The following is a 15547-nucleotide window of genomic DNA, read 5'->3' on the forward strand; positions in this document are numbered from 1 at the left end:
GAAAGCCTAGAAAGCAGATGACGGAAGAAGCGTGCGCAAAGGACGATGCTTAGCCTGCCTTGCGCGCTGAGGCTGCCCGCACATGCTGCTCCGGGCGCAGCGTCTGCGGCCCCGCCGCCGGCGCCTCTCCTTCAAGGGCGGCGGGGATCGGCTTTCCCATGTTCTGGGCGATGATCTTGTTCACCAGTTCGCTGGCACCCTCATCCGCCTGCGCGTAGACCTGGGTCTGCGCCAGCGGCTCCGAACGCACCGCGTCCGCCAGGGACAAACCGCCTTTTTCAGCCACGTCCACCTCGACATCCATCGAGAGACCAACACGCAAGGGATGCTCTTTCACCTGCTTTTCATCCAGCGCGATCCGCACCGGCACGCGCTGCACCACCTTGATCCAGTTGCCCGTGGCGTTCTGCGCCGGGAGCAGCGCCGAAGCCGAGCCGGTGGAGATACCCAGGCCGGTGACCTTGCCCTCGTAGACCACCTTGCTGCCATAGACGTCGGCAGTCAATTTCACGGGCTGGCCTACGCGGATATTGCGCAGCTGGTTTTCCTTGAAGTTGGCATCAACCCACAATTGATCGAGCGGCACCACCGTCATCAGCGGTGCGCCGGGCGCCACACGCTGGCCCAACTGCACGCTGCGCTTGCTGACATACCCGCTCACCGGTGCCGGCAGGGCCATGCGGTGCGCCGCAATCCAGGCTTCACGCACCTTGCCGGCGGCAGCCAGCACGCTGGGGTGTTGCTCCACCGGAGTGCCGTCGGTCAATGCGCGGTTGCTGGTGAGCTGTTCGCGCGCAGCCGCCACCGCGGCCTCCGCCCCCTGGAGCGCGCTCTGCGCCGCCGTGACCTGCGCGGTGGCGTGACTCAACTCCTCGCCCGATACCGCGCCGCCGGCCTCCAGACCCTGACGGCGCTTCAGATCCTGTTGCGCGGTCGCCAACTGCGAGCGCACTTTGGCCACATCGGCCTCACGCAGCTTGATCTGTGCGCCCAGCGAGGCATTGTTCACATACAGCGTGCGCACTTGGCGAACCGCCTGGCCCAGCGCCGCTTCTGCCTGAGTCAAGGCGACATTGGCGTCCTGCGGATCGAGCTTGATCAGCGGCTGGCCGGCCTGGACGCGGTCGGTTTCGTCTGCCAGGATGGCTGTGACAGTGCCGCCGACCTGAGGCGTGATCTGGATCACGTTGCCTTGCACATAGGCGTTGTCGGTAGCCTCGAAATGGCTCAGCACCATCCAGTCGTAAACGCCCCAGGCCAGGCCGCCCAGTACCACGACACTGGCCACGGTGATCAGCGCGCGCTTGCGCTTGGGATTCATGCCGCCGGAGGCCTTGGCTCCTTGAGAAGCCATTGATGCCGTATCAGCGGACGCCGTATTGTTGTTGTCGGCCATGAAAAGGTCCTTGGAAAATTGTTTTTTGAATGAGTTCAGTACGCTTTGGCCTGGCTTTGCACCACGGCCTGTTCGGGGCTGGGCTGCCAGCCGCCACCCATCGCCTGGGCGAGGCCGACCTGGCCGAGCAAGGCTTGCGCGGCCAGATCGACCTGCTGGCGGCGCTGCGCCAGCACGGCGGTCTCTGCCGACAGCACGTGGAGATACGTGCCCAGCCCGGCCTTGTAGCGCTGTTGCGCAATGTCATAGGCGCCTTCCGCCGCACGCAAAGCCACGGCCTGCTCGCGCTGCTGCAGGGCAATAGCCTGTACGCCCTGCGATTGGTCCGCTGCATCGCGCATGGCATCGATGACAGTGGCGTTGTAGCTCTCGATGGCGGCGTCCACGTCGGCGCTCTTGCCGCGCAGGTTGGCTCGCAGGCGTCCGCCCTCGAAGATCGGCAGCCTGATCGCCGGACCGACGCCCCACTGCGCGCTCCCTGACTTCAACATGTTGTCGAAGCCAAGGCTCTGAAAGCCCACGAAGGCCGTCAGGTTGATGTTCGGGTAAAACTGCGCACGCGCTACCTGCACTTCCCCGCGCGCCGATTCCACACGCCAGCGGGCCGCGACGATATCGGCACGGCGGCCAAGCCAATCCGCTGAAAGCTCCGACGGGACAGCCATCGCCTTGAACCGGGCAAGCTGAGGCGGCGAAATCCCCTCCGGCAAGCCGGCGCGGCCCAGCAGCGCCGCCAAGGCGTTGCGGCTGGCATCGATCTGTTGATTCAACGCCGCAATGCTGGTGCGAGTATCGGCGCGGCCCGTTTCGTTCTGGCGCACCTCGAGCTGATTGTCCAGGCCCGCCTTGACCCGATCCTGCACCAGGACCAGCATCTGCTGCCGCTGCTTGAGGGTGTGCTCGGCCACCTCGCGCTGCGAGAGCAGCCGGGCCCATTGCAGATAAGTGCGCGTCACATTGGAAGCCAACAGCACGCGGGCGGCGTCCCGCTCGGCCTCCGCGGCCCGCACCTGGCCTACGGCAGCGGCCAGTTCGCCACTGTGCTTTCCGAAGAAATCGAGCTCCCAGCTGGCGCTAGCCTGCAGGTTGCCCATATTCACGGTCGAGCCGCCCAGCGGTGCCGGGTAGATGTAGTTGGACGAGAATTTCTGCCGGTTCAGATCCAGCGCGCCGTTCACTTGCGGCAGGTCGGCCGAACGGGCCAATGCCACCCCCGCCTGCGCCTTGGCGACGCGAGCCGCCGCCACGCCCAGGTTGGGATTGCCGGCCAGCGCGTCGGCCACCAGGCGGTCAAGTTGCGGATCACCAAAGCCGGTCCACCAATCGGCGGCTGGGCCAAGCGCCTGTGTATCGGTGTTGGCCGCCGCGGCGGGCAGGCCGAACTCGGCCGCATCGCGCAGTTGCGCGGTGGGACCGATGTTTTTCATGTCGGCGCAGCCAGCCAACAAAAGTGCGGCCACGGCCAATGCAGTCAATGTTGTTTTCATTCGGCGCTCTCCTTGGCGGCCTTTCCGCTCAATCGCTCGGCATTGCCGATCAAACGCTTGAGCAAATGTAGAAACTGTTCCCACTCGGTATCGCTGAACCCCTCCAGCGTCTCGTTGTAGACACGGCTGAGCACCACCGGCACCTGCTCGGCGGCGGCCACTCCCTCAGGGGTCAGCTTGATATGGACCACACGCCGATCGCTCTCGGAGCGTTCACGGCGGCACAGGCCCTTGGCCTCCAGCCGGTCGAGCAGCCGCGTCATGGCACCCGTATCCAGCGCGCAGTGACGAGCCAACTCCGCAACCGTATTGGCATAGCCGAGGTGCACCTTGTACAAAGGCACCCACTGAGGAACACTCGTTCCGCCCAGATCGGTCTGCTCGTTCACCGCCTGGCCGACAGCGAGCATGGCTTTGCGCAGCAGATAGAGGAGGCTTTCCTCCGGCGCATAGCTCTCGGCGCAGAAGAACTGCCCGCATGCGCCCGCATCACCGGCCGCCACCTTCCCTTCGGGCGAGGCAGCAGCAGACGATGCTCCAACCTGTGGCTGGGCAGGAGGCGGTATGGGGGCGATCATGCGGAATCCGGCAGAAATAAATGGCAGGAGCCGAATTTATTTGCCTACGCAAACATTGTCAACGCAGTCTTTTCAAAGGCAATGTTTACGCAAGGGTTTTCCCTTGATCACCTGAAAGATTCAAGGCCGTTCCCCCTTTTCATGAACGGCCCCTCGCCAAACCGCCCCCCGTGGATGGGCGCAGGTGTCGAGCGCAGCCGCTTCAAACGAGGGCGGAAAGGCTGCTCAATGCAGCTTCAATATCGAGCATCAGATCCTGCGGATCCTCAAGCCCTACGTGCAATCGCACGATATTCCCCCCGATATCCAGCCCTTGAAGATGGCGTGTGGAAGGCAGATGCATGGGCAAAGCCAGGCTCTCGTACCCGCCCCATGAGTGTCCGATGCTGAACAATTGGAGCGATTCGACGAACCGGTCCACCATGGGTCCATCCACTCGCGCAATAAACTCGATGCTGAGCAACCCATTGCCGCCGTCGAAATCCCGGCTCCAGATGGCATATCCTGGATCATCCGGAAGACTGGGGCAGAAAACGCGGCGAATCAACGGGTGCTGCTGCAGCCACCTGGCAAGCCGCAAGGCGCTTTCCTGCTGCCGCTCCATCCGGACTGCCATGGTGCGTGCGCCTCTGAGAGCGAGGTAGGCATCATCGGGGCTGACGGAGTGACCCATCAGATCCGCCACCTCTTCAAGCCGGGGCCAGGCGGCCGCGCTCGTGGTCACGGCCCCGAGCATGACATCCGAATGCCCTACGAGGTATTTCGTCCCCGCGATGACCGACATGTCGGCCCCGTGTTCCAGCGGACGATACATCAGGCCTGAAGCCCATGTGTTGTCCACGGCGACCGTCACGTTGCCATGCCGGCGTGCCATCTCGACCAAAGCGGGCAGATCGCACATCTCGAAAAGCGCCGTACCCGGGCACTCAGCCCAGACAAGCCGGGTCTGCGGTGTCAGCTTTTCCGCGAGATCGCTCAAGTCGGGTTTGAAAAACTCATGAGTGACGCCCATGCCCGCCAAGTACTGGCTACAGAACTTTCTCACCGGCTCGTAGCAGGAGTCGATGACCAGCATGTGGTCTCCCGTCCGCACCACGGACAGGATCGCACACGTCATCGCGGCGAGGCCTGAACTGAACAGCCGTGTGCGCTCCCCAGCCTCCAAAGCGGTGATCACATCCTCCAGCGCATCTCCCGTGGAGCTTCCCTTCCGGCCATAGAGCAGTCCGCGTTCATGGCGCGCACGGCCTGCCAGCGCCTCCCGAAGAGTGGCCATGGAGTCGAACACCACGGTGCTTGTCCGCGCCACGACAGGATTGACGGTTACCCTGGCACCCTCCGGGCGGCCCCCATGGGTGAGCACGGTGGCCCGGTGGAGATCTTTATGAGTTTTTTTCATCGCCAGGCAACTCCCAAGATGAAAAAACGCCCCCTCGGGAGGCGATGGGCATGAGGGTCATGTCCTGTGGTTTCAAGCGCTGGCGGTTTGGGCCGGTGCTTTCACCGAGTCCAGCATGTCCACGAGGGCCTGAGCGGTGAACTCGGGGTTGTCGCCCCAGATCGAGTGCCCGGCATTGGGGACATCCACGATCCGGACGCCGCGGAACTCCTTCTTCAAGCGTTCCACGGTGGATGGAATCAACACGTCGCTATCGGCTCCGCGCAGGATGGTGGTGGGGGTGCGCACCGCCCGCACCGAATCCCACATGTCGCGCGCGGCGCAGCGCAGCGTTTCAATGGCCGCATCTTTTTCATAGCGCCATTCCCATGTTCCGTCGGCATGCCGTTGCAGATCCCCCTCCAGGGTTCGACGATGAATGTCATCCGTAAAACGGAGGCGCTGCGGAAGCGTTTTCGAGAACGCCACGGCTTCCTCGAAGCTCGCGAACGTGCGCGGCCTGGTGATGTGCGCGTGCACCATGTGCTCCGACGCCACAGTAGGCATCTCGAAGCTGAGATCGAGCAACCCCAGCGACTCCACACGTTCCGGATGCCTGGCGGCATACAGCAAGGCCACGCGGGACCCCAGGGATGACCCGACAATCGAGAAACGATCCAGCTTCATGCTGTCCGCGAACGCTTCCAGATCGGCGCAGTAGTGATCCACGGTGTACTGGCCCGGGCTGGCACGGTCGGAATCTCCGTGGGAGCGTTGATCCAGGCCGATCAGGCGGTACTCCCGCGGCAGAGCTTGCGCAAGCCAGTACCAGACTTTTCCATGAAGCGATGTCCCATGCAACGCGACCACCGTCCGTGGGCCGTCTCCCCATTGTTCGTAGTGCAACTTCAAGGCTCCTGCCTGTACGAACCCGTCGCTGTGCTGATTGATGATGGAGTCAGTCATATGCATTCCAATTTAAAAAATAGCCCCCACGCTCCCTCGCCGCGCGTAGTGCGCTGCCCCCAAGGGACGCTTTTGCTTTGGGGCGGCCCGACAGCAAAAAATTACTTGATACCTTGAATGATCGGAAACGGTCTGCCGACGCCCGACTCGAGATCGAAGATCCTTCTGTCGCTCAGGTGGGCAAATCCTTTGCCATAAAGATGAAGATGCAGGGCCTCGCCAGGCCCGAGCACCTCAATGGAGTGAATGTCTTCAGCTCCCATGGCAATCACCTTGCCGTGATCGACAGTGATGTCCATCAGGTGCCGGATACGCGCGCGGGGCTCCTCTCCTTCCCGGACATGGAGCGCGTTGCGCTCACGCCCTCTGACACCGGCGATCACGGCCCATGTCGTGTGGTTGTGAGGCGGTTGCTGATGGCCAGGCTTCATGGCAACCGCGTACATGGCGTAGGAGCCGTCCGGGTCCTCGTGCAACTGGTAGGCCTGCCAGAGCTTGTCCTCCGGAACAGGAAAATCATCGCTGCTCCATAGCGGCGCGTCGGCAGCCAGTTGCCCCATCAGCTCACAGATGCTTTGCGCGGCGGCGATACCGATATCCTGGCCGTCCGATACCAGCGCCCTGACCTGCCCAATCGTCCGGCCGACCGCTGCGGCTCTCTGATCAGCGGCAGATACGGCGGACCCGCCTTGTTCCATGCCCTGTTGCACACGCTGTCCTGCCGCGGCCTTCATGAGTCCACCTTCACGTTTGACGCCTTCGCAATGCGCTTCCACGCCTCGATATCGGAAGTCACCAGCTTCTGTGTGTCCTGCGGTCCCAGGTACATGGGAATGAAGCCGAGCGCATTCAGGTGCTTGCGGAAATCCGCGGAAGCCACAAGCCCTTCGATCGCCTTACTCAACCCCTTCACCCCCTCTGGATGGGTATCCGCCGGCGCAAACAGCCCGAGCCAGGTGCCCTGCTGAAAAGGAACGCCGGATTCAGACAAGGTCGGCACCTGCGGAAACGTGGGATGCCGCACGGGCGCCGCCGTGGCGAGCACGCGCGCCCGGCCGGCCTGAACATGGGGCGCCATGGAGAACGCATCCACCACGCAGAAATCGAGCTGCCCACCGATCAGATCGGTCACGGCCGGCGCCGACCCCCGATAGGGAATGTGACGCATGGGAACACCTAGATCCGCCCTTAGAACCTCCCCGGTCAGGTGGCCAAAGGTGCCCTGTCCGCCCGTTCCAAACGTCAGCCCCTGCTTTTCCCTGGCAAGGGGCACGAGATCCTTGAGCGTGCGGCAAGGGCTGCTCGCCGCGACCGCCACCACCAGACCGCCTTGCGCGAAAACCGCGATGGGCGCCAGGTCCTTCAGGGGGTTGTAGGAAAGATTGGGATTCACCGCGGGCTGCACGGAGATGGTCGCCGAGATCCCCAGCACCAAGGTCTGGCCGTCGGGCGGGCTCTTGACCACCGACTGGACCCCGATCGCACCACCCGCACCCGCGCGGTTCTCGACGATGAAGCGTTCGCCTTGCACTTTGTTCAGCGCATCCGCGAGCAGGCGCGCGCTCGAATCCACCGAGCCGCCCGGTGCCGTGGGCACTACGATCTTCACCACTTTCTGGGCACCCGGCTGCGCACGTGCGCCCGGCATGAAGGCCGCGGCAGCCGCCAGTGCCGAAACCTGCCTGCACCATGCACGCCGTCCGGCAAAAAGGTCATTTCCATTCTTCATGTCTTCTCGCTTCCAGTAGGTATGAGAATCAGATCAGGCTGGCCATGCGGCCATCACGTCCACTTCGAGCCGATAGGCCGGATTGAAGAGCTGCGAAACCACAATGCCTGTGGATGCCGGCCTGGCGTTGCCGAGATATCTGGCACGGACCTTCGCGTGAACGGGCGCGTCCTGCGCATTCACCAGATAGGTGACCACACGAAAGATGTTGATGTAATCAAGCCCTGCCTCCCGCAAGACGATGCCGATCCTCTTCCAGACCAGATCGGCTTGCGCCTCCATGCCTTCAGGCACCGAGCCGTCTTCCCGCAACGGTGTCTGGCCCGAAAGCTGCAGCAGTTGCCTGCCGCCCGGCACGATCAAGGCCTGTGAGTAGGGGCCGAGCGGCTTGCCGAGCTCGGGAGGATTGATGCATTGAAATGGGTACTCGGTCATTCGGTCACTCGGCTCTCAGGACTTGAAAATGGACTCCTGGCTCCCGGGCAAGGCGCGACGCCAGCCCGATCTCCCAATCGATGTACTCGCGCATGGCGCTTTCCTGCCGTTCGGGCTCGACCTCATAGGGGGAATACCAGACATCGTTGGGCGGGCTCAGTTGGCGATGGGCCCCCTTCTCCATCGGCAAACCCGCACTGCGCCAGCTTGTGTTGCCGCCTTCCAATACCTGCACCTGCCACCCCAGCGCCAGTGCATCCGCCGCGGCAAAGCGCGCCAGCGCCGCTTCGTTGGCCGTAAAAATGAGCGTTGACACATGAGACGGCAAGGCCTTGAGCCCATCCGCCAGGCAAGCACGCGCGCAATACCAGGCGCCGGCGATGTGCGCCTTCCTGAAAGCGATGCTGCTGGAGCAATCGATGACCGCAATGCCCGGGTCGCCTTGCATCGCCGTCCACATCTCAGGCGCAGACATTTGCGCCACCCCGGCGGGCTCCCGAATCCACTCCGGGTTCGATGGTTTAGAAGGCGCAAGATCAGGCGCCGTAGCAGGATCCAGCACATCAGCCTGCCAGCCCATCTGCCGCAGCCAGTGCGCCGTCATGGGCGCTTGGACCAGATCCGTATCGGCCACCACAATGCGCGCATGCCTGACCGGGGCAAAAAAATCGGTGCTCTGAACCAATTCCCCCCAGGGGCGTTGCGCGCGCCTGGATAGGTGCCTTGCCCATAATCCGCCTGTAGGCGGACGTCATAGAAATACGTGGTAGCGCTTGCATCGCGGAGGCTCGCCTGCAGTTGGTCCCAACTGACGAGTTTCCCGCCCGTGCGCGCCAGGAGCCCCATGGCCGCCGCGCGGCTGCGTTCAAGACGTTCGGATGAGGGATCCGGCTCCAACCGCACCAGCTTTCCTCTTTGCAGTGCGTGCCCCTCCAGGTGCCATCCCATGGTGCCGTTTTCCACCGCGAACACCGGGCACTCCAAGCCGGCATTGATGAGAGACTGCGCGCCAATGATGCTGCGTGTGCGGCCAGCGCAGTTCACGATCACCAGGCTGTCCGGACCGACGCGCTCAGGCACGCGCAGCAGCAGTTCCGCGCCCGGGCAACTCATGGCGCCCGGCAGGGAAAATCCACGAACTCCTCCGGAGTCCGGCTGTCCACCATCAGCAGTTGGGCGCCTTTGCCCTTCAGTGCCAGAAGCTCCTTTGTCTCGATATGAGGTGTTTGCGTGGCCGTTTCCACCACTTCGCCAAACGCCTTGCTGGGCACATACTTTCCGCTGAACCAGCCAAGGCCCGCGCGCTCATACTCGGAGGGCGAAACGTCGAGCAGGAACACATTCGTATAGCCCGCGGATTCGAGCAGATTCAGCGCCTGGCTGGAACGCGCTTTTCCACCGCCCACCAGCACGATGCGCGTGCCCCGGCACGGCACACGCCAGGGCAGATCCAGCTCGAACCGCCCGATGGGAAGCGAAGCCGCCAGCAGCAGATGCCCCTGAGTGAAATCCCCCTCCTCCCGGAGGTCCAGAAGCGCGATCTCCCCGCCGTCGCGCAACATGGCGGGAAGCTGGTCCACATCAAGGGTCTTTGGTGGCATGGCGGTAGAAGAAAGTCTGCTCGTTCGAAAGGAATGCCGAGCAGCTTATGCCTCTTCCACCGATTCAACATAATGCTATTTTTTGAAATCCATATGCCAAAAATGGATCACACCGCCTTTATGGGATTTGCTCCCGGGTCGGAGCGGCCTCCGGCTTCACCATCTCCTTGAGCGCGTCCAAAAAAGCCGTCATCGCCGGAGGGTGGCTCAAATCCTTGCGCACAGCCACCACGTGCGGCCCCAAGGGGCTGCCGAGCGACAGGGGAAGCACCCGCAGCACGCCCCGCTGTACATAGGTTTGCGCGACCGTTCTCTGCATGAAGTTCAGGTAGCCGTAGCGCTCGATCAGCATGAGATTGGTGACCAACGAAGTCGTGGACTCCACCACGTTGGAAGGCAGCCGGCCCGCCTGGGTCAGGAACAAGGCGCGAACATGGTCGTACAGCGCACTGCTCGAGTGCGGCAATACCCATGGCTGATCGATGAGATCGCCGATGGCCACGGCCTTCGCCTTGGCCAGGCGATGCGTGCGTGCGGCTACCAGGACAAAGTCGTCATCGAACAGCACCGTCTGATCCAGATGCTCGGCCACACTGGCATCGGTGACCAACCGGCACAGAATGACATCCAGGCTACCGTCCCTCAGCCGGGCAATCAAGGGAGGCTGGGACAGCTGCTCCAGCGAAATCCTGAGACGCGGGTACCGCCGCTTGACCTCCCCGATGGCCATGGGCAGCAGCTTCACGGCCGAAGACAGCAACACCCCTACCCTGACCAAGCCATCGGAGCCTGAGCGCAAAGCCTGGATTTCCTCATGCGCGCGCTGAACATCGAACAGAAGCTGGCGGGCATGCCGGATCAGCGCTTCGCCGAACACCGTGGGAGCCATGCCTCGCGGTGAGCGCTCAAAAAGCAAAACACCGAACGCGGACTCCAATTCTGCGATAGCGCGCGTCGCTGCTGGCTGCGTCAGGTTGGCCATGTTGGCCGCCTTGCGCAGCGAAAGTGAATCACCTAGCGCATCCAGCAGAACCATGTGCCGCAGTTTGAGCCTGAACGGAAGCGTGGTCGAGTCAGGCGTAAAGGGAGTCTGCATGGTGTCGGCTTGCTGAATCGATGGGAAGCGTTCTGAGCTTACCCTCGAAAACCGCCACCATTAAAGTACCCTCGCAGGGTGTGCACGGAGTGCGCACCTACCGTGAGGCTTAACGCAGGCTGGTGTTGAGTTTTTCCAGCGCCGCCGCACCAGGGCACAACTCCGCCGCGCCCAAAGCATTGAGCGGCGTGGCGCTGGTATTCAACGAGGCGTGCAAATCATCCGTCTCGCCCTCCACGAAAAGCAGGCCAGTGAGCAGTTCGCCTTCGGCGGCGCGCGCGTTCATGTAGCTCATGGCCGCCACGCGGTCGGTAGGATCGTAATCCGCATGGAGCTTGCGCAGGCGAAGGACAGTGCCATCGTGCTGCTCCACATCCACCACCTCACCGGGCGCGATGGTGGCCGTGATCTCCTCGCGGCCGGTGATGAAATCGATGCGGCTGACCGATTCATTGTGCTCGCGCACCCAGTCGTAGCTGCGTGTGGAACCAGCGTGGTTGTTGAAGGTCACGCAGGGGCTGATGATGTCGATGAAAGCTGCGCCGCCATGGCCGATGGCCGCCTTGATGAGCGGCACCATCTGCGCCTTGTCGCCCGAGAAGCTGCGAGCCACGAAACTTGCGCCCAACTGCATGGCCATGCCCACCAGATCCACCGGGCTGTCGTTGTTGACGACGCCCTTCTTGCTCTTGCTGCCCTTGTCCGCGGTGGCGGAGAACTGGCCCTTGGTCAGGCCGTAGACGCCGTTATTCTCGACGATATAGACCATGTTCACGTTGCGCCGCATGGCGTGCGCGAATTGGCCCAGACCGATCGAGGCCGAATCGCCATCACCCGAGACGCCCAGGTACAGCAGATCACGGTTAGCCAGGTTGGCACCCGTCAGTACGCTGGGCATGCGGCCGTGCACGGTGTTGAAGCCGTGGCTGGCCCCGAGAAAATAGTCCGGCGTTTTTGACGAGCAGCCGATGCCCGAGAGCTTGGCCACACGGTGCGGCTCGATATCCAGCTCCCAACAGGCCTGCACGATGGCGGCGGAGATCGAATCATGCCCGCAGCCAGCGCACAACGTGGACACCTTGCCTTCGTAGTCGCGCCGGGTATAGCCAACCTTGTTGCGCGTCAGCGAGGGGTGATGGAGGCGGGGCTTGGCGATGTAAGTCATTTAACCTCCTGGGGGGCGACAAAAGCCTCGTGCACGTGATCGGTGATGTAGGTAGTGATGAAGCGCGCGGTGATCGGCGTGCCGTCGTAGTGCAGTACTTTCTGCAGCTTGGCGGGGTTGATTTCGAGTTCATTGACGAGCAGCGAGCGCATCTGCGCGTCGCGGTTCTGCTCGACCACGAACACCATTTCGTGCGCGTCGATGAACTCTTTCACGCTCGCGGCGAACGGGAAGGCCCGAATGCGCAGCGCGTCCACGTGGATGCCCTGAGATGCCAGCACATCCAGCGCCTCATGCATGGCGGGGCTGGTAGACCCAAAGAAGATCACGCCGAAACGCGTGCGCTTGGCTGCCGGGCGCGCCACTGGCTGCGGCACGAGCGTGGCGGCCGTGGCGAACTTGTGCAGCAGGCGCTGCACGTTGTAGATGTAGTCCGGCCCGCGTTCCGAATAGCGCGCGTAGGCGTCCCGCGTGGTGCCCCGGGTGAAGTAGCTGCCGCGCGTAGGGTGCGTGCCGGGCAGCGTGCGCCACGGAATGCCATCGCCATCCACGTCCTTGTAGCGGCCAAAATCCTTTTGTTCCAGGTCTTCGGCGCTCATCACCTTGCCGCGGTCATAGCCGCGGTCGTCATCCCAGGCCAGGGGCTCGCACAGGCGCTGATTCATGCCGATGTCCAGATCGGTCATGACGAACACCGGCGTCTGTAAACGATCGGCCAGGTCGAGCGCCGCGGCCGTGTGCTCGAAGCACTCGCGCGGGTCCTCGGGGAACAGCAGCACGTGCTTGGTGTCCCCGTGCGATGCGTAGGCACAGGCCAGGACGTCGGCCTGCTGGGTGCGCGTGGGCATGCCCGTGGAGGGTCCGCCGCGCTGCACGTTCACGATCGTGACCGGGATTTCCGCGAAGTAGGCCAGCCCGATGAACTCCGTCATCAAGGAAATGCCAGGGCCTGACGTGGCGGTGAAAGCCCGCGAGCCGTTCCAGCCCGCTCCCACCACCATGCCGATGGAGGCCAACTCGTCCTCCCCCTGCACGATGGCATAGTTCTGGCGGCCTTCGGCATCCACGCGGAACTTGGCGCAGTATTTCATGAACGCTTCGGCCACGGAAGTCGAAGGCGTGATGGGATACCAGGCGCACACGGTAGCGCCGCCATACACCGCGCCCAGGCCCGCGGCGGTATTGCCGTCGACGAAGATGCGCTCGCCCACGCGGTGCGCGCTCCGCACCTTGATGGACAGCGGGTGCTTCAGGTGTTCCTTGGCAAAATCGCGCCCCAGGTTGAGGGCCTGCACGTTGGAGGCAATCAGCTTTTCCTTGCCTTTGTACTGCTCGCTCAGCAGAGCCTCAATGACCTTGGCATCCATCTCCAGCAACACCGAGAGCGCGCCCACGTACATGATGTTCTTGAACAGCTGACGCTGGCGCGGATCGCTGTAGACGGCATTGCATATCTCGGTGAGCGGCATGCCGATCACGGTGATGTCGTCGCGGAACTCCGATGCCGGGCGCGGACGGGTGCTGTCGTAGAACAGGTAGCCGCCGGGCTCGATCTCCTCCAGGTCGGCCGCCCAGGTCTGCGGGTTCATCGCCACCATCATGTCGATGCCGCCACGCCGGCCAAGATAGCCTTTTTCGCTTACCCGCACCTCATACCACGTGGGCAGGCCCTGGATATTGCTGGGAAAGATATTGCGCGGACTCACGGGAACGCCCATGCGCAAGATGGCTTTGGCGAACAATTCGTTGGCACTGGCGGAACCCGAGCCGTTGACGTTGGCGAACTTGATGACGAAATCGTTGACTGCCTCGATCTGGTTCATGCCAGCGTCCTTTCTACCGTCGCGGCGATGGGGTTGGCACTGCTTCCGGCCTTGGCAGTGAGCAGCAGGAACTTCTGCATGTCCCAGGCGCCGGTGGGGCAGCGCTCCGCGCACAGGCCGCAGTGCAGGCAGACGTCTTCATCCTTGACCAACACACGGCCGGTTTTCAGCTCGGACGACACAAACAAGTCCTGATCGGCATTGTTCGCCGGGGCGTTCAGCTCCTGGCGCAATTGCGGCTCGTCCTCATTGGCCGTGAAGGTAATGCAGTCCATCGGGCAGATGTCAACGCAGCCGTCGCATTCGATGCAGAGCTTGGGCTCGAACACAGTCTGCACGTCGCAGTTGAGACAGCGGCTGGCTTCCTTGAGCGCCGTGCGGGGGTCGAATCCGAGCTCCACTTCCACCTGGATGCTGGCAAGCGCTTTCTCGGCCTTGGCCCATGGCACCTTGTAGCGCAGGTCGTTCGAAGGATCCTGGTCATAGCTCCACTCGTGGATGCCCATCTTCTGGGACACGAGATTGGTGCGCGCCGAGGGACGCACGGAGACATCCTCGCCATTGAGCATCAGATCGATGGACACCGCCGCCTCGTGCCCTTGCGCCACGGCGGTGATGATGTTCTTCGGGCCATAGGATGCATCACCGCCGAAAAACACCTTCGGCTGCGTGGATTGGAACGTGCCCTCGCGCAACGCCGGCAGGCCCCACTTGTCGAACTCGATACCGCAATCACGCTCGATCCAGGGAAAGGCATTCTCCTGGCCGACGGCGATCAGCACTTCGTCGCAGGCGAAGAAGACGTCAGGCTCGCCGGTGGAAACCAGCTTGCGCTTGCCTTGCGCGTCGTACTCGGCGCGCACGACCTCGAAGGTCATGCCCGTCAGCCTGCCGCCCTCGTGCACGAAGGCTTTCGGCACGTGCATGTTGATGATGGGGATACCCTCGTGCTGCGCATCCTCCTTCTCCCAGGGAGAGGCTTTCATTTCGTCGAAGCCGGAGCGCACGATGACTTTCACATCCTCGCCGCCCAGGCGCCGTGCGGAACGGCAGCAGTCCATGGCGGTATTGCCGCCACCCAGCACGATGACGCGCTTGCCGACCTTGCTCACGTGCCCGAATGAGACGGAGGCGAGCCAGTCGATACCGATATGGATGTGCTCCGCGGCCTCCTGGCGGCCGGGAAGGTCAAGATCGCGCCCGCGCGGCGCACCGCAGCCGACGAATATGGCGTCGTAGCCTTCGGCCATCAACGCCTTCATGGAATCGATCCGGTGGCCGGCCTTGAACTCCGCCCCCAGGGCGAAGACATAGCCAGTTTCCTCCTCGATCACGCTCTCGGGCAGGCGAAAGCGCGGAATCTGCTGATGCATGAAGCCGCCGGCCTTGTACTCTCCATCGAATACCGTGACCTGGTAGCCCAGCGGCGCCAGATCGCGCGCCACGGTGAGCGAGGCCGGGCCGGCGCCCACGCAGGCAATGCGCTTCCCGTTGGAAGCCAGAGGCCGCGGCATGCGAGGCACCACGTCTTCCTTGAAGTCGGCCGCCACTCGTTTCAGGCGGCAAATGGCTACAGGCTCCGGTTTCTCCGCGTTCTCCTCTTCCACCCTGCCCCGCCTGCAGGCGGGCTCGCAAGGGCGGTCGCATGTTCGGCCCAGAATGCCTGGAAACACGTTGGACGCCCAGTTGACCATGTAGGCATCGCCGTAGCGGCCTTGAGCGATCAAGCGGATGTACTCGGGGACGGGGGTGTGGGCAGGGCACGCCCATTGACAATCGACGACCTTGTGGAAGTAGGCCGGATCGGCTGTATTGGTTGGCTGCAAATCGGTCTCCTTGCTCCCGTGGGTAATTGCCGCGTTAGCGCGGTCTGGTTGGAGCAAGCCATAGTCT

The 15547-nt window shown here is 63.1% G+C and carries 15 protein-coding genes; all 15 read right to left on the reverse strand.

The features are described from left to right. Positions 1 to 49: 49 nt before the first annotated feature. Positions 50 to 1396 carry an efflux RND transporter periplasmic adaptor subunit gene (locus WJU18_RS16540; RefSeq protein WP_423453982.1) on the reverse strand — a complete coding sequence of 449 codons (1347 nt, stop codon included), beginning with the start codon at positions 1394 to 1396 and terminating at the stop codon, positions 50 to 52. Positions 1397 to 1431: 35 nt separating this feature from the next. Further along, complete coding sequence (locus WJU18_RS16545) at positions 1432 to 2883, reverse strand: efflux transporter outer membrane subunit (protein ID WP_423453984.1); 1452 nt, start codon at positions 2881 to 2883, stop codon at positions 1432 to 1434. Further along, positions 2880 to 3461: a MarR family winged helix-turn-helix transcriptional regulator gene (locus tag WJU18_RS16550; protein WP_423453986.1), complete on the reverse strand. Its 582-nt coding sequence runs from the start codon at positions 3459 to 3461 to the stop codon at positions 2880 to 2882. The genes WJU18_RS16545 and WJU18_RS16550 overlap by 4 nt, the downstream gene beginning before the upstream one ends. A gap of 202 nt (positions 3462 to 3663) precedes the next feature. Further along, entirely contained in the window at positions 3664 to 4860 is a 1197-nt protein-coding gene (gene metC / locus WJU18_RS16555; protein WP_423453988.1) for a cystathionine beta-lyase, read from the reverse strand. A gap of 72 nt (positions 4861 to 4932) precedes the next feature. Then, complete coding sequence (locus WJU18_RS16560) at positions 4933 to 5805, reverse strand: alpha/beta fold hydrolase (protein ID WP_423453990.1); 873 nt, start codon at positions 5803 to 5805, stop codon at positions 4933 to 4935. A gap of 101 nt (positions 5806 to 5906) precedes the next feature. Next, positions 5907 to 6539, reverse strand: coding sequence for a hypothetical protein (locus WJU18_RS16565; RefSeq protein WP_423453992.1), 633 nt, complete (start codon positions 6537 to 6539; stop codon positions 5907 to 5909). Then, positions 6536 to 7534, reverse strand: coding sequence for a Bug family tripartite tricarboxylate transporter substrate binding protein (locus tag WJU18_RS16570; protein ID WP_423453994.1), 999 nt, complete (start codon positions 7532 to 7534; stop codon positions 6536 to 6538). The genes WJU18_RS16565 and WJU18_RS16570 overlap by 4 nt, the downstream gene beginning before the upstream one ends. Before the next feature lie 33 nt (positions 7535 to 7567). Next, positions 7568 to 7969, reverse strand: coding sequence for a RidA family protein (locus WJU18_RS16575; RefSeq protein WP_423453996.1), 402 nt, complete (start codon positions 7967 to 7969; stop codon positions 7568 to 7570). Positions 7970 to 7973: 4 nt separating this feature from the next. After that, entirely contained in the window at positions 7974 to 8573 is a 600-nt protein-coding gene (locus WJU18_RS16580) for a rhodanese-like domain-containing protein (protein ID WP_423453998.1), read from the reverse strand. After that, a complete protein-coding gene (locus WJU18_RS16585) occupies positions 8570 to 9082 on the reverse strand; it encodes a hypothetical protein (RefSeq protein WP_423454000.1) in 513 nt (170 codons plus the stop codon). Before WJU18_RS16585 ends, WJU18_RS16580 begins: the two co-directional genes overlap by 4 nt. After that, positions 9079 to 9570, reverse strand: coding sequence for a rhodanese-like domain-containing protein (locus tag WJU18_RS16590; RefSeq protein ID WP_423454002.1), 492 nt, complete (start codon positions 9568 to 9570; stop codon positions 9079 to 9081). Before WJU18_RS16590 ends, WJU18_RS16585 begins: the two co-directional genes overlap by 4 nt. A 118-nt stretch (positions 9571 to 9688) precedes the next feature. Beyond that, entirely contained in the window at positions 9689 to 10666 is a 978-nt protein-coding gene (locus WJU18_RS16595; RefSeq protein WP_423454004.1) for a LysR family transcriptional regulator, read from the reverse strand. Positions 10667 to 10775: 109 nt separating this feature from the next. Continuing rightward, positions 10776 to 11831, reverse strand: coding sequence for a 2-oxoacid:ferredoxin oxidoreductase subunit beta (locus WJU18_RS16600; RefSeq protein ID WP_423454006.1), 1056 nt, complete (start codon positions 11829 to 11831; stop codon positions 10776 to 10778). Then, a complete protein-coding gene (locus WJU18_RS16605) occupies positions 11828 to 13654 on the reverse strand; it encodes a 2-oxoacid:acceptor oxidoreductase subunit alpha (protein ID WP_423454008.1) in 1827 nt (608 codons plus the stop codon). The genes WJU18_RS16600 and WJU18_RS16605 overlap by 4 nt, the downstream gene beginning before the upstream one ends. Then, complete coding sequence (locus tag WJU18_RS16610) at positions 13651 to 15480, reverse strand: FAD-dependent oxidoreductase (RefSeq protein ID WP_423454009.1); 1830 nt, start codon at positions 15478 to 15480, stop codon at positions 13651 to 13653. The genes WJU18_RS16605 and WJU18_RS16610 overlap by 4 nt, the downstream gene beginning before the upstream one ends. Positions 15481 to 15547 lie beyond the last annotated feature (67 nt).

Origin of the sequence: Ottowia sp. VDI28 (assembly GCF_049532675.1) — a bacterium.
GTDB lineage: Bacteria > Pseudomonadota > Gammaproteobacteria > Burkholderiales > Burkholderiaceae_C > Ottowia.